Source organism: Luteococcus sp. H101 (genome assembly GCF_038433155.1).
In the GTDB taxonomy this organism is placed as follows: domain Bacteria; phylum Actinomycetota; class Actinomycetes; order Propionibacteriales; family Propionibacteriaceae; genus Luteococcus.
In genome coordinates this window covers 13,148-34,188 of the sequence record NZ_JBCDMW010000031.1, presented here as the reverse complement: position 1 = coordinate 34,188, position 21,041 = coordinate 13,148, and the positions used below count along the sequence as shown (strand labels likewise).

The 21,041-nt window shown below is 69.3% G+C and carries 17 protein-coding genes; 12 read left to right on the top strand and 5 right to left on the bottom strand.

All coding sequences use genetic code 11. The features are described from left to right. Nucleotides 1-65: 65 nt before the first annotated feature. A complete protein-coding gene (locus AAEX60_RS13270) occupies nucleotides 66-749 on the bottom strand; it encodes an HAD family hydrolase (protein WP_342104038.1) in 684 nt (227 codons plus the stop codon). 71 nt (nucleotides 750-820) lie between these two features. Here AAEX60_RS13270 and rarD point away from each other — a divergent pair, with 71 nt between their 5' ends. Beyond that, complete coding sequence (gene rarD / locus AAEX60_RS13265; RefSeq protein WP_342104037.1) at nucleotides 821-1,711, top strand: EamA family transporter RarD; 891 nt, start codon at nucleotides 821-823, stop codon at nucleotides 1,709-1,711. Nucleotides 1,712-1,748: 37 nt separating this feature from the next. Continuing rightward, nucleotides 1,749-3,065 (top strand): MFS transporter, encoded by a 1,317-nt coding sequence (locus AAEX60_RS13260; protein ID WP_342104036.1) that lies wholly within the window; start codon nucleotides 1,749-1,751, stop codon nucleotides 3,063-3,065. Nucleotides 3,066-3,235: 170 nt separating this feature from the next. Here the strand turns inward: AAEX60_RS13260 and AAEX60_RS13255 are convergent, their stop codons facing one another. Continuing rightward, nucleotides 3,236-4,078, bottom strand: coding sequence for a pseudouridine synthase (locus tag AAEX60_RS13255; RefSeq protein WP_342104042.1), 843 nt, complete (start codon nucleotides 4,076-4,078; stop codon nucleotides 3,236-3,238). Between the two features lie 170 nt (nucleotides 4,079-4,248). Between AAEX60_RS13255 and sppA the strand changes: the two genes are divergently transcribed. The 4 genes from sppA (at nucleotide 4,249) to pntB (ending at nucleotide 9,838) form a co-directional block, all read left to right on the top strand. After that, nucleotides 4,249-5,988 carry a signal peptide peptidase SppA gene (gene sppA, locus AAEX60_RS13250; protein WP_342104035.1) on the top strand — a complete coding sequence of 580 codons (1,740 nt, stop codon included), beginning with the start codon at nucleotides 4,249-4,251 and terminating at the stop codon, nucleotides 5,986-5,988. Nucleotides 5,989-6,064: 76 nt separating this feature from the next. Next, nucleotides 6,065-6,730, top strand: a complete 666-nt coding sequence (locus AAEX60_RS13245; protein ID WP_342104034.1) for a hypothetical protein — start codon at nucleotides 6,065-6,067, stop codon at nucleotides 6,728-6,730. A gap of 139 nt (nucleotides 6,731-6,869) precedes the next feature. Beyond that, entirely contained in the window at nucleotides 6,870-8,417 is a 1,548-nt protein-coding gene (locus tag AAEX60_RS13240) for a Re/Si-specific NAD(P)(+) transhydrogenase subunit alpha (protein WP_342104033.1), read from the top strand. 5 nt (nucleotides 8,418-8,422) lie between these two features. After that, nucleotides 8,423-9,838 carry a Re/Si-specific NAD(P)(+) transhydrogenase subunit beta gene (pntB, locus tag AAEX60_RS13235; RefSeq protein WP_342104032.1) on the top strand — a complete coding sequence of 472 codons (1,416 nt, stop codon included), beginning with the start codon at nucleotides 8,423-8,425 and terminating at the stop codon, nucleotides 9,836-9,838. A 71-nt stretch (nucleotides 9,839-9,909) separates the two neighbouring features. Here pntB and AAEX60_RS13230 read toward each other — a convergent pair whose 3' ends face one another. Then, nucleotides 9,910-11,016, bottom strand: coding sequence for a polysaccharide deacetylase family protein (locus AAEX60_RS13230; RefSeq protein ID WP_342104031.1), 1,107 nt, complete (start codon nucleotides 11,014-11,016; stop codon nucleotides 9,910-9,912). A 244-nt stretch (nucleotides 11,017-11,260) separates the two neighbouring features. On the opposite strand from AAEX60_RS13230, the gene AAEX60_RS13225 reads away from it, so the two are divergent. Then, nucleotides 11,261-13,429 (top strand): RecQ family ATP-dependent DNA helicase, encoded by a 2,169-nt coding sequence (locus AAEX60_RS13225; protein WP_342104041.1) that lies wholly within the window; start codon nucleotides 11,261-11,263, stop codon nucleotides 13,427-13,429. Between the two features lie 300 nt (nucleotides 13,430-13,729). On the opposite strand, the gene AAEX60_RS13220 is transcribed toward AAEX60_RS13225, so the two are convergent. Next, nucleotides 13,730-14,311, bottom strand: a complete 582-nt coding sequence (locus AAEX60_RS13220; RefSeq protein WP_342104030.1) for a maleylpyruvate isomerase N-terminal domain-containing protein — start codon at nucleotides 14,309-14,311, stop codon at nucleotides 13,730-13,732. A 45-nt stretch (nucleotides 14,312-14,356) separates the two neighbouring features. Here AAEX60_RS13220 and pepN point away from each other — a divergent pair, with 45 nt between their 5' ends. The 5 genes from pepN (at nucleotide 14,357) to dapC (ending at nucleotide 20,250) form a co-directional block, all read left to right on the top strand. Next, nucleotides 14,357-16,384 (top strand): aminopeptidase N, encoded by a 2,028-nt coding sequence (gene pepN, locus AAEX60_RS13215; protein ID WP_342104029.1) that lies wholly within the window; start codon nucleotides 14,357-14,359, stop codon nucleotides 16,382-16,384. After that, nucleotides 16,345-16,815 (top strand): hypothetical protein, encoded by a 471-nt coding sequence (locus AAEX60_RS13210; protein ID WP_342104028.1) that lies wholly within the window; start codon nucleotides 16,345-16,347, stop codon nucleotides 16,813-16,815. The genes pepN and AAEX60_RS13210 overlap by 40 nt, the downstream gene beginning before the upstream one ends. A 109-nt stretch (nucleotides 16,816-16,924) precedes the next feature. Beyond that, nucleotides 16,925-18,700, top strand: a complete 1,776-nt coding sequence (locus tag AAEX60_RS13205) for a VanW family protein (RefSeq protein WP_342104027.1) — start codon at nucleotides 16,925-16,927, stop codon at nucleotides 18,698-18,700. A gap of 81 nt (nucleotides 18,701-18,781) precedes the next feature. Further along, nucleotides 18,782-19,102, top strand: a complete 321-nt coding sequence (gene fdxA / locus AAEX60_RS13200) for a ferredoxin (RefSeq protein ID WP_342104026.1) — start codon at nucleotides 18,782-18,784, stop codon at nucleotides 19,100-19,102. Further along, on the top strand, nucleotides 19,099-20,250 hold the full coding sequence (gene dapC, locus AAEX60_RS13195; RefSeq protein ID WP_342104025.1) for a succinyldiaminopimelate transaminase: 1,152 nt from the start codon (nucleotides 19,099-19,101) through the stop codon (nucleotides 20,248-20,250). The genes fdxA and dapC overlap by 4 nt, the downstream gene beginning before the upstream one ends. A gap of 3 nt (nucleotides 20,251-20,253) precedes the next feature. Here dapC and AAEX60_RS13190 read toward each other — a convergent pair whose 3' ends face one another. Beyond that, nucleotides 20,254-20,655 carry a hypothetical protein gene (locus AAEX60_RS13190; RefSeq protein ID WP_342104024.1) on the bottom strand — a complete coding sequence of 134 codons (402 nt, stop codon included), beginning with the start codon at nucleotides 20,653-20,655 and terminating at the stop codon, nucleotides 20,254-20,256. Between the last annotated feature and the right edge of the window lie 386 nt (nucleotides 20,656-21,041).

Below are 21,041 nucleotides of genomic sequence, written 5' to 3'. Positions count from 1 at the left end.
CCCCCCCCCCTTTCCTCCCCCCCCCCCCCCTCCCTCGGGGGGGCCCCCCCCCCCCCCCGCTTCGCTCAGGCGGGGTCGGTGGTCGCCAGTCGGCCCACCAGCTGCGGCGTGAGGTGGGTCAGGTCCGGCAGCACCGTGCAGCGGGCCAGCAACTCCTCGTCGGGCTGGTGGAAGGGCTGCGGGATGGCCACCACGCTCATCCCGGCAGCCAGGGCGGACGTGATCCCCGCCGTCGAGTCCTCGATGGCCAGGCACTGCGTCGGGTCCACCCCGAGCAGCTCGCAGCAGCGCAGGTAGCCGTCGGGGGCCGGCTTGCCGCGCTCCACCTGCTCCGTGGAGACGTGGGCGCTGACCACGTCACCGATCCCCAGCTCCTCGATGGCGGCCTCGATCAGCACCACCGGTGACGAGGACGCGATCCCCACCGGCACCAGCTCCGCCATGGCCCGTACCACCTGGCGCGCGCCCGGCAGGATGTCCACGCCGCCGTGGTAGAGCTCCCGCATGCCGTCGATGGTGCGCCGGGCGCAGTCCTCGGCGGACCCGTTCAGCCCGACCACCTCGCTGAGGTAGGTGCTCCACTCACGGGTACTCATGCCCATCATGGCCAGCGCGTGCTCGGGCCGGTAGTCGGCCCCGTCCTCGGCGGCGAGGGCGGCCCGGACCCGCTCCCAGGCCGGTTCGGTGTCGGTCAGGGTGCCGTCGACGTCGAAGATGACGGCGGCGGGCAGGGATGCTTGGGTGGACATGCAGCCCATTGTGTCGTCCGGCGCGGCAGACTGGACAATCCACACCCCTTGCCCATGCCCGTAGGAGCCCGATGCGCACCCGTACCGCCAGCCAGACCTCGCTGCTCGCCGGCGTCCTGTGCTACCTGCTCTGGGGCGGTTTCCCGCTCTTCTTCCCGCTGCTCAAGCCGGCCGGATCACTGGAGATCCTGTCCGGCCGGGTGCTGTTCAGCCTGGCCTTCGTGGCCCTGGTGCTGCTGCTGCAGCGCAAGCCCTGGGGTTGGCTGCGCGCGGTGTGGAGCAGCGGTACCTGGCGGCTGCTGGTGCTGGCGGCGGTGCTGATTGCGGTGAACTGGCTGACCTACATCTGGGCGGTGAACTCCAGCCACGTGGTGGAGGCGTCCCTGGGCTACTTCACCAATCCGCTGGTCAGCATCGCGTTGGGGATGATCTTCTTCGCCGAACGGATGGGGCGCCCGGGGATGATCGGGTGCGTCCTGGCAGCCCTGGGGGTGTGCGTGATTGCCTCCCAGGCCTGGCGGACGGTGTGGATCTCCCTGCTGCTGGCCTTCAGTTTCGGCTTCTACGGCATGGTGAAGAAGCGGGTGCAGGTCTCCGCCCTGCAGGGGCTCTTCCTGGAGTCCGCGGTGCTCACCCCGCTGGCGCTGGGTTGGATGACCTGGAGCGCCGCCCGCGGTTCGGCCGTCTGGCCCCATTCCGGCCGGGTGGCAGTGCTGCTGGTGCTGGCGGGGGTCTTCACCGCGGTGCCGCTGTGGCTGTTCGCCGTCGCGGCGCCGGGCATCCCGCTGGGCACCCTGGGCGTGTTGCAGTACCTGGCCCCCACCATCCAGTTCCTGCTGGGCCTGTTCGTCTTTGGCCAGCAGGTCTCGCCCCGCTTCTGGGCGGGATTGGTGCTGGTGTGGATCGGCTCGGTGATCTACCTGACCGGAGCGGTGCTCCATGCCCGTCGGATCAGCGCATGAGGGTGCGCCATTTGGGGAGCCGACGCACGGTGGAGAGATGAGCGTCGTCCCCGCGAGCCCCGTCGGCACCTTCGCCAGCCTGCGGGTGCCCAACTACCGGCTCTTCTTCACCGGGGCGATCGTCAGCAATGTCGGCACCTGGATGTACCGGGTGGCGCAGGACTGGTTGGTGCTGACCATCCTCACGGACCATTCGGCCTCCGCGCTGGGCGTGGTCACCGGCCTGCAGTTCCTGCCGATCCCCTTCCTGGCGCCGTATGCCGGCGCCATCGCGGACCGCTTCCCCAAGCGCCGGATCCTGATGGCCAGCCAGACCCTGCTGGGGTTGAACGCCCTGGTGATGTTCCTGCTGGTGGTCACGGGGTGGGTGCAGCTGTGGCAGGTCTTCGTGCTGGCCTTCCTCACCGGCGTGGTCACGGCCTTCGACAACCCCACCCGGCAGGCCTTCGTCAGCGAGATGGTGCCGCGGGAGCTGGTGCCCAATGCGGTGGGGCTGAACTCCGCCTCCTTCAATTCCGCCCGGCTGCTCGGCCCCGGTCTGGCCGGGCTGATGATCGCCGCCTGGGGCGTGGCCCCCGCGACGCTGGTCAACGCCCTCAGCTTCGGAGCGGTGCTGGCCTCCCTGTTCCTGATGCGGGCCGAACAGCTCACCCCGGCACCGATGCGCAAGAACGGCAAGGGGGCGGTGCGGGAGGGCCTGCGCTATGTGGGCCGACGGCCAGACATCCTGGTGATCCTGCTGATGGTCTTCGTGCTGGGCACCTTCGGGATGAACTTCCAGATCACCAATGCGCTGATGGCCACCAGGGTCTTCGGCAAGGGGCCGGGTGAGTACGGCCTGCTGGGCTCCATCATGGCCATCGGCACCCTGGCGGCGGCGCTCATTGCCGCCCGGCGGCAACGGCCCCGGTTGAGGATCCTGCTGCTTGCCCTGGGTGGTTTTGCCCTGTGCACCGCGCTGCTCGGGGCCGCGCCCAACTACGTCACCTTCGCCGCGCTGCTGGTGCCCACCGGGCTGTGCGCCCTGACCATGATGACCTGCGCCAATGCGTCGGTGCAGCTGGCCAGCGACCCGGAGGTGCGCGGCCGGGTGATGGCCCTCTACATGGCGATCTTCATGGGCGGCACCCCACTGGGCGCTCCGCTGATCGGTTGGGTGGGGGATGCCTTCGGTCCCCGCTGGACCATCTGGGCAGGTTCGGCGGCCACCGGGTTGACCTTCGTCGGGGTCTCGGTCTGGTTCATGGTGCACCGCGGCGTCAGGGTGCGGTTGCGGGCCGGTTGGCCGCCCAGACTGCGGGTGTGGACCGTCGAGGAGGTGCGGGCGGCGCAGTCCTCCGCCGAGGCCGGGTGAGTGGTCAGGCTCGCCAAAGTTGGCGGCAATGTGGCGATTGGAACGTGCCAAGAATTTTCTGTGTTCACCAAGCCGCCAATTTTGGCAGGCCGCTGCCACGAAGGGACTCTGAGGTGCTGTGAATTTTGGTCAGGAGGTGCCGTGGGTTCCGGTCGGTTCGGGGAACCCGGTCAGGCCGGCCAGGCCTCCAGCCGACGCTGGCTGGTGAAGACCCGGTCGGTGCCGTCCACCGGATCGGTGAAGCGCAACTCACGCGCCAGCAACTGCAGCGGGCTGGTGAAGTCATCCAGAGACTGGTCCAACAGCTCCGGGTAGAAGGGGTCGTTGAGGATCGGGATGCCCAGGCCATTCATGTGCAGCCGGATCTGGTGGGTCTTGCCGGTGGTGGGGCTAACCCGGTAGCGCCCCACCAGGCCGTGCACCGGGTGCTCGCGGGTCTCGAGCAGCTCGATCCGGGTGTGGGCATTCGGCTCCGCCCCCGACACCTCGTAGGCCTGCAACTGCCCGCGGTCCTTGCGGATGTGGGAGCTGACCTCGGCCGGGGAGTCCAGGTCCGGCCGGACGCGGCCGATCGCCTCGTAGACCTTGCGCGGGATGCGGCGCTCGAACAGCTGTTGATAGGCGCTGCGGTATTCCCGACGGGTGGTGCACAGCAACACCCCGGCGGTCAGCCGGTCCAGCCGATGGGCGGGGGAGAGCTCCGGCAGGTCCAGATCCCGTCGGGCCCGCACCACGGCGGAGTGGATGATGTGCTGTCCGCGCGGGATGGTGGAGGTGAAGTGCGGCTTGTCCAGCACCACCAGCCGCTCGTCGCGGTGAATCACCAGCAGTTCGCCCGGCGGCTCCGGCTCGTCGGGCAGGTCCCGGTGGAAGAAGATGAAGGCGTGGTGCCGAAAGGGCGCGTCGATGCCCAAGGGAACGCCCTGCTCGTCGACGAAGCGCTGCTCGCCGAACATCTCGTCGATCCGCTCCGGGCTCAGCCGGGGGATCTTCCAGACCAGGAAGTCCCGCATGGTCTGCCACCGGTGCTCGCGCGGGGTGCCCACCCAGGCGGCGTTCAGGCCATGGCGGACGGGGAGCGGGGAGCGGGGCATGACCCCAAACCTAGCGGGTGGGCCGGCCGGGACTTCCGCCCACAGCCAAGGCCCGTGAATTTGTCACAGGCCGCGTCTAGCGTGGGGGCATGGATCTCAAGTCAGTGGTGATGGATCGCGTGCTGTCCCGTACCCCCTTGGCCGGCAAGGTGCCCGGCGGCTCGGTGGTGCTGGAGATCGACCTGGGGCGGGGGCTGTTGAGCAATCCGCCGGAGACCCCGTGGGCGGCGATGAAGGCGATGAATGCGCCCGTCCTCAAGGTGCTGGTGGAGAAGTTGCGGGAGGCCAGCACCGACGACGATGTGCTGGGGCTGGTGCTCTACGCCGGCAGCGGGCCGGTCACCCTGGCCCAGGCCCAGGAGCTGGGCGATGCCATTGCTCGCTTCGGGCAGGGCAAGCCGACGCTGGCCTTTGCCTCGGGGCTGGGTGAGCTGTCGAATGACCTGGCCAGCTACCTGCTGGCCACCTCCTGCCAGCAGATCTGGCTGCAGCCTTCGGGGCAGGTGGGGATCGGCGGGGTGCACCTGGGCATCACCCTGGCCAAGGGGATGTTCAACAAGGTGGGGGTGGAGCCGGAGTTCGCCAAGCGGCAGGAGTACAAGACCGCCGCGGACCAGTTTGCCGCCGACCATGTCACGGAGCAGAACCGGGAGATGATGCAGGCCATCGCCAACTCCCTCACCCATGACTTCGTGGAAACCGTCGCCGGCCGCCGGAAGCTGGAGCACGAGACCCTGTGGCGGGCGATGGACGAGTCCCCGATCCCGCCGGAGCGGGCCCTGGAGATCGGTCTGGTGGACCGGATCGGCTACCGGGATGAGGCCCTGGACCACCTGCTGCAGGAATGGGCGCACGACAAGGCCCCGCTGAAGCCCGAGCAGTTGCGCTTCGCCCACCGCTGGTCCCCGGGCGGCCCGGCGGGGCAGGCCGTCAACCAGCTGGCGGAGCGACGTCAACCCACCATCGCCGTGGTGCAGGTGCGCGGCGGGATCGTGACCGGGCGGGGCCGTCCGCCGGGCATGGGGGAGCCGGAGACCGGCGCCGACGTGGTCTGCGAGCAGCTGCGCGCCGCCTGCCGGGATGACAAGGTCAAGGCCGTCGTGCTGCACGTCGACTCGCCCGGTGGTTCCGCCGTCGCCTCCGACACCATCTGGCGCGCGGTGCACCAGGTGCGGGAGTCCGGGCGTCCCGTGGTGGCCCAGATGGGGCACTACGCCGCCTCCGGCGGGTACTACGTCTCCATGGGCGCCGACGAGATCGTGGCCCTCCCGGCGACGCTGACCGGGTCCATCGGCGTGCTGGCCGGCAAGCTGGTCACGCTGGGGCTGTACGACAAACTCGGCCTGGTGCACGAGGCCATCACCTCCGGCGCCAATGCCGGGATGCTGGCCCATGACTCGCACTTCACCGAGGAGCAGTGGGCCCGGCTGAACCAGTGGCTGGACCGGATCTACGACGACTTCACCCGCAAGGCGGCCGCCGATCGGGGGATGGAGCACGCCCAGCTGGAGCCGCTGGCCCGCGGCCGGGTGTGGACCGGGCGGGATGCCCGGGAACGTGGCTTGGTGGACCATCTGGGTGGGTTGGAGCTGGCCGTCGAGCGGGCCTGTGACCTGGCGAAGCTGGACCGGCGCAAGGTGCAGCTGAAGAGCCATGCCGGGATCGGCCTGCTGGACCGGGTGCGTCCCGCCCAGAGCACCGAGCAGCCCACGGCCGCCGCGCTGCCGCTGGGTCTGGAACCGGAGGCGGTGCTGAGCGGCCTTGCTTCCCGGCTCGGGATCGGCGGCGGACACGGCGTCCTGGAGGTGCCCAGGATCTCGGTGAGGTGACGCAACCGGGTGGCGGGGTGGTGCGTATTCACGGCAGGAGCCCAGTGCGGGCCCCGCGCATGACAGAGGAGTCATCATGAACCGCAAGTACCTCGCCACCCTCACCACCCTGGCTCTCGTAGGCGGCAGCGTCGCCCTGGCCGTCGTGCCCAGCCAGGCCGCCCCGGCACCGGCGTACACCCGCAAGGCCACCCCGGTCCACAAGGCCGACCTGCCCCGGCACCATGACCTGCTGATGGACGGGCGCAATGCCGGCTTCCGCACCACCAAGACCTACCAGGGTGACGGCCAGTACCCGATCAGCCCGTGCATGCAGTTCGGCTGGAAGAACTCCAAGCCGAACACCATCTGGACCCGCACCTATGCCACCCGCGAGGGTGACCGCGCCGCCGCCAGCATCGCGTCGTTCAAGACCCACAAGCAGGCCGTCGCCGCGGCTGATGCCATGGGCAAGGCGCTGCCCGGCTGTGGAAAGCGGATGATCCGTTCCAACCCGGACCTGCTGGTCAAGCACGTCGAGTACAACCGCACCGTCACCCTGCGCACCGGGGAACGGGCCCGGGTGAACGCGGTGAACATGACCGACGGCGAGACCGGCAACCACTTCCTGGTGCAGACCGGCGTCACGGTCACCGGAACCCACGTCGAGCTGGTCACCATGCAATACGGGGACATGCAGGCCGTGTACGACACCCGAGACATGGTCAGCACCCTGAACCGCACGGTGAAGACGCTGCGCTGAGCGCGCTGGGCCCAGCATTCGGGCCGCGGGAGCCCGGTACACGGGATCTCGCGGCCCGAAACTCGTTGTGGGCATGGATCTCTTGATGAACAGCTACCCCGCCGAAAATATGACCGGGGCCGACCGTTAGATTCGGCTCATGCGAATTGGTGTCCCACGTGAATCCAAGCCCGGGGAGAACCGGGCCGCGGCCACACCGAGAACCGTCCAGGACCTGCTCAAGCTCGGCTACGACGTCGTCGTCGAGCACGGGGCAGGTGAGAAGTCCAGCGCCACCGATGCCGCCTTCGAAGCTGCGGGTGCGCAGGTGGTGGACGCCCAGACGGTCTGGACGAGTGACATCGTCCTTGGTGTCAACGAGCCCGACGAAGCCCAACTGTCCATGATGCGTCCCGGTCAGACGCTGATCACCTTCCTGTTCCCGCGCCAGAACGAGGCCCTGACCCAGCGGTTGGCGCAGCAGGGGATCACCGCGATGAGCATGGACATGGTGCCCCGCACCAGCCGTGCCCAGGCGCTGGATGCCCTCAGCTCCATGGCCAACATCTCCGGCTATCGCGCCGTGGTGGAGGCCTCCCACGCCTTCGGCCGCTTCTTCACCGGCCAGGTGACGGCCGCCGGCAAGGTGCCGCCGGCCAAGGTGCTCGTCGCGGGTACCGGCGTCGCCGGGCTGGCGGCCATTGGTGCCGCCAACTCGATGGGCGCCATCGTGCGCGCCACCGACGTCCGCCCCGAGACCGCCGAGCAGGTGGAGTCCATGGGCGCCACCTTCCTGCACGTCAAGGGCGGCGGCCAGGAGGTCAGCACCGACGGCTATGCCAAGGAGGCCAGCCAGGACTTCGCGGCCCGGGCCGCCGAGCTCTATGCCGACCAGTGCAAGGAATGCGACATCATCATCACCACCGCGGCCATCCCCGGCCGCCCGTCGCCCAAGCTGATCACCAAGGAAATGGTGGCCAGCATGAAGGACGGCTCGGTGATCGTGGACCTGGCGGCGCTGGGCGGCGGCAACTGCGAGCTGACCCGCCCCGGCGAGAAGTACGTCACCGAGAATGGCGTCACCATCATCGGCTACACGGACCTGGCCTCCCGGCTGCCCGGGCAGAGCTCGCAGCTCTACGGCACCAACCTGGTCAATGCGCTCAAACTGATGACGCCGGGCAAGGACGGCCAACTGGTGGTCGACTTCGACGACGAGGTGGTGCGCACCATGACCACGGTGCGCAATGGGGAGGTCACCTTCCCGCCACCGCCCATCCAGGTCTCCGCCGCCCCCGCGGCCGCCGCCCCGGCAGCCGCCGCGGTGCCCGCCGTCGTCGAGGCGCCCAAGAAGCCCCAGCCGTGGTGGCGCCCGGTGGTCACCATCGGGATCGCCGCCGTGGCGCTGATCGCGCTGCTCACCGTGGCGCCGCAGAGCTTCGTCGCGTTGTTCGGGATCTTCGCCCTGGCCGTCGTCGTGGGTTACTACGTGGTCTGGAATGTCACCCACGCGCTGCACACCCCGCTGATGAGCGTCACCAATGCCGTCAGCGGCATCATCGTGGTGGGTGCCATCACGCAGCTGGGCAGTGACAACTGGGCCGTGAAGATCCTTGCCTTCGTCGCGGTGCTGATTGCCAGCATCAACATCTTCGGCGGCTTCACCGTCACCCACCGCATGCTCCAGATGTTCAAGAAGGAGGCCTGAGCACGATGTTGGACAACTTCGTCACGGCGACCTACATCGTCTCCGGTCTGCTGTTCATCCTGGCCCTGCAGGGCCTGAGCAAGCACGAGACCGCCAAGCGGGGCAATGCCCTGGGTGTGCTCGGCATGCTGCTGGCTCTGGTGGCCACCAACTTCTACATGGGCTGGACCGACATCACCGGTGACGGGGCCGACCTCGGTGCCGTCGCGCTGCTGCTGGTGGCCGTCGTGGCCGGCGGCGCCATCGGGGTGCGCAAGGCGCTCAAGGTGGAGATGACCGGCATGCCCGAGCTGATCGCGCTGCTGCACTCCTTCGTCGGTGCCGCCGCGGTGCTGGTGGGCTTCAACTCCTATCTGGACGCCCCGCACGCCAATGCCTTCCACCTGACCGAGGTGGCGCTGGGCATCTTCATCGGCGCGGTCACCTTCACCGGCTCGATCGTCGCCTGGGGCAAGCTCAACGGCAAGATCGCCTCCAAGCCGCTGGCCCTGCCCGGGCGCAACCTGCTGAACCTGGCCGCCGTGATCGCCATCGTGGTGCTGACGGTGGTCTTCGTACAGGCGCCGTCGGTGCTCTGGCTGGTGCTGATCACCATCATCTCGCTGCTGCTGGGCATCCACCTGGTGGCCTCGATCGGCGGCGCGGACATGCCCGTCGTGATCTCCATGCTGAACTCCTACTCCGGCTGGGCGGCGGCCTTCAGCGGCTTCATGCTGAACATGAACGTGCTGATCATCACCGGCGCGTTGGTGGGTGCCTCCGGCGCCATCCTGAGCTACATCATGTGCAAGGCGATGAACCGCTCCTTCATCTCGGTGATCCTGGGCGGCTTCGGGGACTCGACGGCCACCGGCCCGGTGGTGGAGGGCGAACACACCGAGCTCAGCGCTGCCGAGGTGGCGGAGCTGCTGGGCGACGCCAAGAGCGTCGTGATTGCCCCCGGCTATGGCATGGCCGTGGCGCAGGCACAGTATCCCGTCGCGGAGCTGACCAAGGCGATGGAGGCCAATGGCACCGAGGTGCGGTTTGCGATCCACCCCGTCGCGGGACGGCTGCCCGGGCACATGAACGTGCTGCTGGCCGAGGCACATGTGCCCTACGACATCGTGCTGGAGATGGACGAGATCAACGACGACTTCCCAGAGACCGACGTGGTGCTGGTGATCGGTGCCAATGACACCGTCAACCCGGCCGCGATGGAACCGGGCCTGCCGATCAGTGGCATGCCGGTGCTGAAGGTCTGGGAGGCGCGCAAGGTGATTGTCTTCAAGCGCTCGATGAGCGCGGGCTATGCCGGGGTGCAGAACCCGCTCTTCTTCCGGGAGAACACTTCGATGTGCTTCGGCGACGCCAAGGCCACCGTGCAGGCGATCCTGGCGGCGTTGCCGTCGGGCGGCAAGCAGGGTGCGATCGGCGCCTGAACCCACGCCGCGTACCCAGTACGACGCCCCCGGACCAGGGTGGTCCGGGGGCGTCGTGGCGTGTGGGTGGCTCAGCTGATCACGCCGAAGCTGTAGCCGCGCTTCCTGAGGTCCTTGATGATGGCCGGCAGGGCGTTGGTGGTCAGCGGATTGGGATGGTAGTCGTGCATCAGCACCACCAGCACATTGTCCTTGTCCGCGCCGTACCCGCGGGCGGTGCGCTGCACATTGGCGATCATGTCCTGGGTGGTGCTGTGCGGGACGGAGGAGTCCGCGTCGCCATCCATCGAGTTCCAGTCGATGTAGCTCATCCCGCGCTTGGCCAGCATCGCGTCGGTGGGGCCCATCCGCTTCCAGGACTGGTGACCGCCGGGGTAGCGGTAGGCCGTGGTGGCGAACTGCTTGCCCACGGCCGACTGCACCGCCGCGACGGCCCAGTCGATGTCGCAGGAGACATTCTCCGGGGAGCCGGCGCCGCCCGGGTACAGGTAGCGGTAGTGGTGGCCGTAGGAGTGGATCGCGATGGAATGGCCTTCCGCGATCTGCTGCTGCACGAGGGTGGCGTTGAACTCGCCGATCTGGCGGGCGACGACGAAGAAGGTGGCCGGCACCTTCTCGTCGCGCAGGATCCGCATGATCTGCGGCGTGGTCACGCCATTGGGGCCGTCGTCGAAGGTCAGGAAGGCGATCTTCTTCTTGGGCTGGGGCGCCTTGTGGTTCATCCAGGCGAAGACCTGCTTGGCCGGGTAGGCATAGCCCTGCGCGATGGCGGCGTGGTTGGTGCCGGGCTTGACCAGCCGGTCGGCGGGCCAGGCGGTGTTCTTCGGCGTGCCCGCCGGGCTCATCGCGGTGGGGCCGATGGTGATTCCGGGCTGGGCGCACTTCGGCTTGACCAGGTTCTTGTTGGGCCGGTCATTCTGCACCATGGTGACGGGGGTGAGCACCAGCGGGCCCTGGTCCAGCACGGCGGAGGGGCCAGTGGGGGTGGCGGCGGGGCTGGGGCTGGCGGACCTGTCCGTCTGGGGGGAGGCGGAGGCTCCCGACGCCGCTGAGCCGGCCGGAGTGGAATCGGCCGGGCTGGAGCCGGGCGGGGTGGATCCGCCGGCCGCGGCGCAGCCCGCAAAGACCAGCGAGGCCGTGAGCGGGAGCAGGGCGGTACGGAGGCGAGAGCGGGACATGCGGACCTTTCACGAACGCAGCGGAGGAATCAGGATCCATCGAACACCCAAAAGGGGGCAGAGTCAGCATCCATCCGGTCAGGGGCCGCCGTGGCCCGCCTCGGCCCAGACTGTCAGAGGGGACGTCTAGGTTGGGAGCATGACAGAACTGCCACCGCCCAGTGACCCGGACGACCCCTTCGAGGCTCCCCCGGATGACCTGTGGGAGCAGGCGCCCCCGGAGGATCTGGAGCTGGCCGCGCCGATGTCGCGCCGCCGGCCGCCGCGGGAGGTCGAGCAGTTGCCCGGCCAGACGGTGGCGGAGCAGGCATTGGTGGTGCTGCGACGGCTGGTGGGCCGGGCCGATGCCGGCTTCCACCCCGGCCAGCTGGAGGCCGTGCTGGCCCTGGTGGAGCAGCGGCAGCGGGCCCTGGTGGTGCAGCGCACCGGCTGGGGCAAGTCGGCCGTCTACTTCGTCGCGACGGCCCTGCGCCGGGCCCAGGGGGCGGGGCCGACGGTGATCGTCTCGCCCCTGCTGGCCCTGATGCGGGACCAGATCGCCGCGGCTGGGCGGGCCGGGGTACGGGCGGTGACCATGAACTCGGCGAATGCCACCGACTGGGGCGAGGTGTCGGGGCAACTGGCCCGTGACGAGGTGGACGTGCTGCTGATCAGCCCGGAGCGGCTGAACAATCCGGGCTTCCGGACAGAGCAGTTGCCGGACCTGGCGGCCCGGTGCGGCTTGCTGGTGGTGGACGAGGCGCATTGCATCTCCGACTGGGGGCATGACTTCCGGCCCGACTACCGCCGGATCAAGGATCTTCTCCTGGAGCTTCCCCGGGACACCCCGGTGCTGGCCACCACCGCCACGGCCAACTCCCGGGTGGTGGCCGACGTGGCGGAGCAGCTGGGGGCCGCGCGGAGCGAGCCCGGCGCCCAGCCGGGGGACAGGCATGAGGTGCTGACCATTCGTGGCCCGCTGGCGCGGGAATCGCTGCGGCTGGGGGTCCTGCGGCTGCCGCATGCCGAGAGTCAGCTGGCCTGGTTGTGCGCCCATCTGGGCGACTTCGACGGCTCGGGGATCATCTACACGCTGACGGTCTCCGCCGCCGAGGACGTGGCCCGGGCACTGGGGGAGTCGGGTTATGCGGTCAAGGCCTACACCGGCCGGACCGACGTGGCGGAACGGGAGGCGCTGGAGAATGCCCTGCGGGGCAATGAACTGAAGGCGCTGGTGGCCACCTCTGCGTTGGGGATGGGCTTTGACAAGCCGGATCTTGGGTTCGTGATCCATCTGGGGGCGCCCAGTTCACCCGTCGCGTACTACCAGCATGTCGGCCGCGCCGGCCGCGGGGCGGTCAATGCGGATGTGCTGCTGCTGCCCAGCGCGGCGGATCGGGACATCTGGCACTACTTCGCCACCGCCTCCATGCCCGACGAGCAGCAGGCGGCGGCCGTCATCCAGGCCCTGGCGGAGGCCGGCAAGCCGCTGTCCACCGCGGCGCTGGAGACCATCGTCGACGTGCGCAGGAGTCGGTTGGAATTGCTGCTCAAGGTGCTGGACGTCGACGGGGCAGTGCGACGGGTGAAGGGCGGTTGGGCTGGGACGGGGCAAGCGTGGCGCTACGACGCGGCCCGCTATGCCCGGGTGGCCCAGGCAAGGGAACGTGAACAGCAGTTGATGGTGGACTACCAGGCCGGTGAGCGGTGCCGGATGGCCTTCCTCACCGACGCGTTGGACGACCCGGAGTCCCACGACTGCGGCCGTTGCGATGTCTGCGCCGGGCCCTGGTATGACCCGTCGTTGCCGGAGGCGGCCGTGGTGGCGGCGCGTACCGCGCTGGACCGGCCGGGGGTGCTGCTGGAGCCGCGCGGCATGTGGCCCACCGGGATGGATCGGTTGGGAGTGCCGGTCAAGGGCAAGATCAAGACCGGCCCCGAGGATGGCCGCGTGCTGGCCCGGCTGACCGATCTTGGGATCGGCCAGCGGCTGCGTTCGCTCTTGTCGGAGCCGGATGCGCCGGTTCCCGATGAGATCCTGCGAGCGTGTATTCCGGTGCTGCGGGAGTGGGGCTGGGCGGAGCGTCCCGTGGCCGTGGCGCACGTTCCCTCGCGCAGCCACCCGCAGCTGGTGGAGTCCTTGGCGTCGGGTCTGGCGCGGCTGGGCCGGATGGTTGATCTTGGTGCTCTTGATCTTTCCGACGGTGGCCCGACGGGGGAGCACGGGGGAAATTCCGCCTTCCGGCTGGCCGGGGTCTGGGGCCGGGTGGTGGTGGGCCCGGCGCTGGCCGATCAGTTGGCGTCGGTGACCGGGCCGGTGCTGCTGGTGGATGACCTGGTGGATTCGCGGTGGACCATGACGGTGGCCTCGGTGGCCCTGCGCGAGGCCGGCGCCCCGTCGGTGCTGCCCTTCGCCCTGGCCCTGCAGGCCTGACGCTGGCTCGCTCGCGTCTCGCGTCGCGGTACCGGCTCGAGACCAGGGTCACCGCTCCGGACGCGGTGTAGCTGGACGCGCAGATCTCCCGGCTGGCCACCATCCTTCGGCAGGGCGGCGACGAAGATTCGTTTGAGGTGCGGCGCGCCACCGCGCTGGGCCTGTTCGGAACCCCGGCGCGGGCGCTGCAGACCAAGAGCGTTGAGGCGAATCGGTTGATGCAGGCGGTGGACCGTCAGCCCGGCTTCCGGGAGTGCGGTGTCGGGCTGGGGGGCGCACAAGTTCCTGAAGCGGTGAGGCTCACTCCGTCGGCGGCACCCAGTAGGGATCGCGGCCGATGAAGGCGATCAGCTTCTGCTCACTGGAGGCATCGTCGGCAACCGGCTGCTGCTGGCCGAACTCGCCGGACTCGCGCAGCATCTTCTCCTGCTGCTTCATGCCCCTCAACATCCGGGCGCACTCGGCGCTGTCCAGACCACTGTTCTGCCCGGTGGCGACGGCGAGGTCCCAGCTGTGCATGAAGATGTCGGGCACGTAGTAGTTCTCGATCGCATCCACCAGCGGCTGCCGGCCGAAGTGCTTGTCCCGGAGCTCGATCTGTTCCGCCTTGGGATTGTCCAGCAGCGTCTGCAGCTGCTCGCAGTGGTGCCGCCAGGCATTCGCGGGGTCCGGAGCGATGGCGTCGATCTGCCCGAAGGTGACGCCCTCGGCAGAGCCGAACAGACCCCGCGACCATTCGATCAGGTGACGGACGACGTCCACCGCGCGCCAACCGTCGACGGGGGTGGGGGCACTCCAGTCCGAGACGTGCTCGGTCAGGCGGGCGAAGTTCTTGGCGACGGCTGCGTGGTGCTCGGCCACGGCCTTGCGGTTCTCACTCATGCCCCCAGTCTGCCGTGCCGACGGCAACTCTGCGAGCATGGCGTGGTGACCCTGCGACATGAACAGGCCGTTGAGCGCGCCCGGCTGCTGACCGTGCACACCGTCGAGGTTGACCTGGACCTGCGGGACGCCGACGACGCAGACGTCAGCACCTTCGCCAGCCGGACCACCATCACCTTCGACTGCGCCCAAGGGGGCGGGAGCACCTTCCTGGACTTCCGCGGCCAGGCCCTGGAGAAGGTGGTGCTCAACGAAGAATCCATCGTCCCGGACTGGGCCGACGGACGGATCCAGCTCACCAACCTGGCCGAACACAATCGGGTGGAGGTCAGCGGCACCATGACCTTCAGCGGCGACGGCGAGGGCCTCCACCGGCATGTCGACGCCACGGACGGCCGGAGCTACCTCTATGCCATGAGCTTCCTCGACGCCGCCCCGCGCTGGTTCGCCTGCTTCGACCAGCCGGACCTGAAGGCCCGCTACTCCCTCCAGGTGCAGGCCCCCAAGGGATGGCTGGTGCGCGGAAACTCACCGGCCCGGACCCCCGCGCCGGGCTGCTGGGAACTCCCGCCCAGCCAACCCCTGCCCAGCTACCTGGTCACCCTGGTGGCCGGTCCGTGGGCGGAGGTCACGCACGAGCACCCGTCGGCCCAGGGGCCGGTGCGGCTGGCCCTGTACGCCCGGCAGAGCCTGGCCGACGAGCTGCGCCGTGACGCCGACGAGCTGTTCACGGTGACCGGTGCCGGTCTGGACGCCTATCAGGAGCTCTTCCGGACCCCCTACGCCTTCGGTGACTACCTGCAGGTCTTCGCCCCCGACTTCAATGCCGGGGCCATGGAGAATGCCGGCTGCGTGGTGCTGCGCGAGCAGTACCTGCACCGCGGCGCGGCCACCGCCGCCCAGCGCGCGGGCCGGGCCGGCATCATCGCCCACGAGCTGGCGCACCAGTGGTTCGGCAATCTGGTCACCATGCGCTGGTGGGATGAGCTGTGGCTGAACGAGTCCTTCGCCGAATACCTGGGTCACCGGATCTGCAGCCAGGTCACCGAACACGACCTGTGGATCGAGTTCGGGCTGGACCGCAAGCACTGGGGCAGCGCCGCGGACCAGGGGCCCAGCACGCACCCCGTCGCCGGCAATGGCGCCGCGGACACCACCGCCGCGCTCGCCAATTTCGACGGGATCAGCTACGCCAAGGGGGCCGCCGTGCTGCGGCAACTGGTGGACTGGCTGGGCGAGGAGCGGTTCATCGCGGGCCTGCGGGAGCACTTCGCCAGGCACGCCTTCGGCAATGCCACCATGGCTGACCTGGCCGACGCGTGGCGGGCCCAGGGTGCGACGGGCCTGGACGAGTGGCTCGGCATCTGGCTGGGCACCACCGGCCTGGACCTGCTGCGCGTCCAGCCCCAGCCGCTGCGCCTGGAGCGCGTCGAGACCGCCACACCGCGGCCGCATGCCCTCCGGGTTGCCACCTTCGCCCCCGACGGCAGCCAGCGGGCCGCCCAGGACCTGCAGGTGGTGGCCGACTGCACGCCCCTGGAGCTGCCCGTCGCCTCCGGTGACCTGGTGTTGCCCGATGCCGAGGACCGGTGCTGGGCCCGGCTCCGCCCCCTGGTGCTGGACGGCGAGCTCACCGACGCCCCGCTGTCCGCGCTGCCCACCCCGGCCGCTCGGGCGGCCCTGCTGGGCGCGGTCAAGGATGCCGTGCGTTCAGCCGAACTGGACCCCGGCAAGGCCCTGGATCTGCTGCTGGAAAACCTGGCCGGCGAGTCGCACGACACCATCCTGGAGGCCGAGCTGGCGCTGGCTCGGGAGTGCGCCGGGCCCTTCTGCCCACCCGCCGCTCGCGCCGGACGTCGTGGCCGGCTGACCGCCGCCCTCGACGGCCTCCTGGCCGCGGCCGCACCCCAGACGGACCGCTATCTGCTGGCCCAGCGTGCCCTGCTCACCTGCTGCGACGACCCGGACCGCCTCACCGGCCTGTTGAACGGGGAGACCCCGCGTCCCCTGGGCCCCGACGACCGCTGGCCGCGGTGCAGCGGATCGTGCTGCTGGGCGGTGACCCGGAGCTGATCGCCCGGGAGAGCGCGCGGGACGGCTCCAGCGCCGGGGAACTGGCCGCGCTCACCGCCGGTGCCGCCGTCGGCACCGGCGAGGCCAAGCGTCGGGCCCTGGCCGAGGTGTTGACCAGCCGCGACGCCCCGGCCTACCGGTTGGCCGCGATCTCGCGCGGACTCTTCCCGGCCGAACAGTTCGAACTCACCCAACCCCTGGCCGCGCAATGGTTCGCCCGGATCAACCGGCTCTCCCAGTGGCGGCAGGGTTGGGGCCTGACCGGGATCATCCGGGCCGGCCTGCCGCTGGGCCACGCCGACGACGACACCCTCACCGCCGCTGAAGAGGCCCTGAATGACCCGGCCCTGGACCCGACGGTGGGCCGGGCGCTGCGCGACGGGCTGGAGCAGTTGTCCCGCCAGAACCGCAGCTGGCACGCCTTCGGCTGAACCCGCCCGACGCGCCCGCGCGGTCAACGGCAGCCAGTGGGGGTAGTTATGCTGGTTGACACTGTGGCGCGAGCCGGTTCGCGCCCCGAGCCGGTCAGGGGAAGCATCTGTGACTGTCACCGAATCGTCTGCGCCCGAGCCCACCGAGCCCAACCAGCAGGGCATCGAGCAGCCCGAGCAGCCCGGGAAGAAGGGCCGCGGTGGGCGGCTGGCTGCCTTGGGTCTGGGGTCGCTGGCGCTGCTGGCGGTGGGCGTCTACGGTGCCGGCTACGCCATGGCGGGGGACAAGCTGCCCCGCAATGCCTCGGTGGAGGGCGTCGCGGTGGGCGGCATGGATGAGGCCCAGGCCACCGCCAAGCTCACCGAGCAGCTGAAGCAGCGGGCCACGGCGCCCATCACCCTGGCCGCGGACAAGAAGCAGGTCACCGTCAAGCCCGCCGAGGCCGGGCTCGCGGTGGACTATCCCGCCACCATCGAGCAGGCCGGTGCCGGCAAGTCCCTCAACCCGTCGCACATCTGGAATGTGCTGCGCGGCGGCGGGGAGATGGACCTGGTGAAGCGGGTGGACGACGCCACGCTGAAGCGGGCCGTCGAGGCGCAGGCCAAGACCTTCGCGGTGCAGCCCGTCGACGCCAAGGTGGCGCTGCAGCGGGAGAAGATCACCGTCACCGACGGGGTGGTGGGCACCGCGCTGGATGTCGACGCCGCCAGCGCCGCGGTGAAGAAGACCTGGCTGCAGGGCACCTCCGTCGGGGCCCCGATCACGCGCACCGAGCCGCAGCTGACCACCGAGGAGGCCAAGACCTTCGCCGAGAAGGACCTCAAGCCCCGGGTGAGCGCGCCGCTGCTGTTGGACGTCGGCAAGCCGAAGAAGGTGGAGCTCACCGGTCCCGGCATCGGGGAGCTGACCACCATCAGCACTAAGGACGGCAACTTCGTCGCCACCCCCAACCTGGACAAGCTGTTCAAGGCCGCGGAGCGCAAGGCGGAGCCGCTGGGGCTGAAGGCGCCGCAGGATGCCAAGTGGCAGCTGTCGGGCGGCAAGCCCACCCTGGTGCCCGGCAAGCCGGGGGAGGGGATTGACCGCAAGGCCTTCGACAAGCTGGTCCCGGCGGCCATGACCAAGACCGGCGCGGAGCGCACCATCACGATGCCGGTCACCAAGAAGGAGCCGGAACACACCACGGAGGAGGCCAAGAAGGCCGCCCCCACCAAGGTGACCGGCGAGTTCACCACGTCCTTCCCGCACGCGGACTACCGCAACACCAACCTGGGGATCGCCGCGCAGCGGGTGAACAACACCTACATTGCCCCGGGTGAGACCTTCAGCATGAACGACACCATCGGGCCGCGCGATGCCGGATCCGGTTTCGTCGACGGCTGGGTGGTCTCCGGTGACCACCTGAAGAAGGAGAATGCCGGCGGCATCTCCCAGAGCGGCACCACCGTGTTCAATGCGCTGTTCTTCTCCGGCCTGGAGCATGTGGAGCACCAGCCGCACACCATGTACTTCGACCGCTATCCGGCCGGCCGGGAGGCGACGCTGTACTACGGCAGCATCGACGTGAAGTTCAAGAATGACACCCCCTACGGCGCCATTATGCAGGCCTATGTGAATCCGTCGTCGCCGGGGGAGAAGGGCTCCATCACCGTCAAGGTCTGGTCCACGCCGGTCTACGACAAGGTGGAGTCCACCGCGCTGGAGAAGTCCAACTTCACCACCGGCCGCAAGTTGGAGCGCTCCGGCAGCCAGTGCCATGACCAGGCCGCCGCGCCCGGCTTCACCGTGAACTATGCCCGGCTCTTCTACAAGGGCGGCAAGGTTGTCAAGCGAGAACCCTACAGTTGGACCTACTCACCTACGGACGAGATCGTCTGCAAGTGAGCTGGGACATCGGTTGTAGAGTGATTTCGTCACCGTCGGAATGCGGCGCTGACCACGAACTTCATCTGTGAGGAGACCCCAGTGACCTACGTCATTGCGCAGCCGTGTGTGGACGTCAAGGACCGTGCTTGCGTCGAGGAGTGCCCGGTTGACTGCATCTACGAGGGCAACCGCATGCTCTACATCCACCCCGAGGAGTGCGTGGACTGTGGCGCCTGCGAGCCGGTCTGCCCGGTGGAGGCGATCTTCTACGAGGACGACGTCCCGGCCGAGTTCAAGGAGTATTACGACGTGAACGTCGACTTCTTCGACGGCGTCGGCTCGCCCGGTGGCGCCTCCAAGCTGGGCACCATTGACAAGGACCACCCGGTGGTTGCCGCGCTGCCTCCGCAGGGTGAATGACCGCACCGGTGAACAACCAGCAGCACGAGTTCGACGGGCGCGTCCGGCAGCGGGATCCACTGTCGGCGCGCCTGCCGGCTTTCCCGTGGGATTCGCTGGCCGACGCCAAGCAGCGCGCCGCGGCCCATCCCGGTGGCATCTGTGACCTGAGCGTCGGCACTCCGGTGGATCCGACCCCGCAGCTGGCCATCGATGCGTTGGCCGCCGGAGCCACCCGCTGGGCCGGCTACCCGACGGTCTGGGGCACGCCCGCGCTGCGGCAGTCGATCATCGGCTACCTGGAGCGACGCTGGCAGGCCCGCGGCCTGACCGAGCGCAATGTGCTGCCGGTGATCGGCACCAAGGAACTGGTGGCCTGGCTGCCCACCCAGTTGGGGCTGGGCCCCGACGACCTGATCGTCATCCCCAGCACCGCCTACCCCACCTATGAGGTGGGCGCGGCGATCGTCGGTGCAACGGTGCAGCGCTGCGACGATCCGGCGCGGATCGACGGGATCCCGGCGCTGGTCTGGATCAACTCCCCGGCCAACCCGCACGGCGCGATCCTCAGCCCGGAGCAGACCCGGGCGTGGGTTGACTACGCCCGCAGCGTCGGCGCCGTGCTGGCCTCTGACGAGTGCTACGGCGAATTCGGCTGGGAGGCCGAGCCGTGCAGCGTGCTGGACGCCGAGATCTGCGGCGGTAGCTTCGACGGCCTGCTGGCGGTGCACTCGCTGAGCAAGCGCTCCAACATGGCCGGCTACCGTGGCGGCTTCATCGCCGGCGACGACAAGCTGTGCATGGAGCTGCTGGAGCTGCGCAAGCACGGCGGCATGATGCTGCCCGGCCCGGTGCAGGACGCGATGGTGGCCGCGCTGGACGACCACGCCCACGTCGAGGAGCAGCGGCAGCGCTACCTGGCCCGACGCGCCATCCTGAAGCCGGCGCTGGAAGAGGCCGGTTTCACCATCGACCACTCCGAGGGTTCGCTCTACCTGTGGGCCACCCGCGGCGAGGACTGCCGGCAGACCATCGACTGGCTGGCCGAGCGCGGCATCCTGGCCGCCCCGGCCGACTTCTACGGCACCGCCAGCAGCCAGCACGTCCGGATCGCGCTGACCGCCAGCGACGAGCGGATCGCCGCCGCCGCCCAGCGGCTGACGGGCTGAGGTTCAGCGTTCTGCTGCGGCGACGCCTCCGTCACCGTGATGGATGCAGACGACTCCTCGGTCGCGGAGTTCCCGCTCCGTCTGCGGGCTGAGGCTGGCCGTGGTGGCAACAGCGACGGCCAGCCCTCCCCACGCGGGGCTTGGGCCCGATGCGGTGATGGACCGGCGCTGCCAGTCTGGCGACAGCGCAGCCTGCATAGCGTCGAGCTCAAGGTCGGAGTGGGGTACCTCGATGATGACCACCCGATCCTGGGGCGTGATTTCGGCAGCCTTGATGACGTCGGTCGCCTCGGCCCCGTGGCCGACCTTGGTGAAGACTTCGATGTATGCGCCGTCTCGGGACAAGGCGGTGCCGACGAAGATGTCCCTGTGAGTCCCGGCCAGATGGGAGAGGCGCGGTTCCACCGTTCCCAGCGAGGGATGGGCTTGACCGCTGGACGGAAGCGGGGCGCATCCCGGACTCGGTGTTGGGGCGAAGGCGGAGGCGCGCGCATGTCGTGCTCCGGAGATCGCGAGAACATCCCCGGACCCGGAGTTGTCATCCGCCGGTTCAGCTGTGTCTGCCGAAGTGCCGCAGGCCGCCAACAAGGGCAGGACGACCAAGGACAAGGTGATGAGTCGGGGAGTGCGCCGAGTCAGGTGCATGGTGACTAATCACCCCATCGAAGCGTGGTGTCTCCCCCCAAGAGCGCCGATTCGATCCGCCGACCAATCGTGCCTCGAGACTTCTTCACAGGAGTTCCCATCCTAGTTGAGCTGGCCCTGTTTGACCGCTAGCGGTGTTTCACTTC

Bases quoted from the DNA above. Each gene is read 5' to 3' on its own strand.
- AAEX60_RS13225 (WP_342104041.1), top strand. From the start codon at position 11,261: ATGTCGCGCCGCCGGCCGCCGCGGGAGGTCGAGCAGTTGCCCGGCCAG.
- sppA (WP_342104035.1), top strand. From the start codon at position 4,249: ATGGATCTCAAGTCAGTGGTGATGGATCGCGTGCTGTCCCGTACCCCC.
- AAEX60_RS13260 (WP_342104036.1), top strand. From the start codon at position 1,749: ATGAGCGTCGTCCCCGCGAGCCCCGTCGGCACCTTCGCCAGCCTGCGG.
- pntB (WP_342104032.1), top strand. From the start codon at position 8,423: ATGTTGGACAACTTCGTCACGGCGACCTACATCGTCTCCGGTCTGCTG.
- dapC (WP_342104025.1), top strand. From the start codon at position 19,099: ATGACCGCACCGGTGAACAACCAGCAGCACGAGTTCGACGGGCGCGTC.
- AAEX60_RS13270 (WP_342104038.1), bottom strand. From the start codon at position 749: ATGTCCACCCAAGCATCCCTGCCCGCCGCCGTCATCTTCGACGTCGAC.
- AAEX60_RS13245 (WP_342104034.1), top strand. From the start codon at position 6,065: ATGAACCGCAAGTACCTCGCCACCCTCACCACCCTGGCTCTCGTAGGC.
- AAEX60_RS13240 (WP_342104033.1), top strand. From the start codon at position 6,870: ATGCGAATTGGTGTCCCACGTGAATCCAAGCCCGGGGAGAACCGGGCC.
- AAEX60_RS13220 (WP_342104030.1), bottom strand. From the start codon at position 14,311: ATGAGTGAGAACCGCAAGGCCGTGGCCGAGCACCACGCAGCCGTCGCC.
- AAEX60_RS13230 (WP_342104031.1), bottom strand. From the start codon at position 11,016: ATGTCCCGCTCTCGCCTCCGTACCGCCCTGCTCCCGCTCACGGCCTCG.
- AAEX60_RS13255 (WP_342104042.1), bottom strand. From the start codon at position 4,078: ATGCGGGACTTCCTGGTCTGGAAGATCCCCCGGCTGAGCCCGGAGCGG.
- rarD (WP_342104037.1), top strand. From the start codon at position 821: ATGCGCACCCGTACCGCCAGCCAGACCTCGCTGCTCGCCGGCGTCCTG.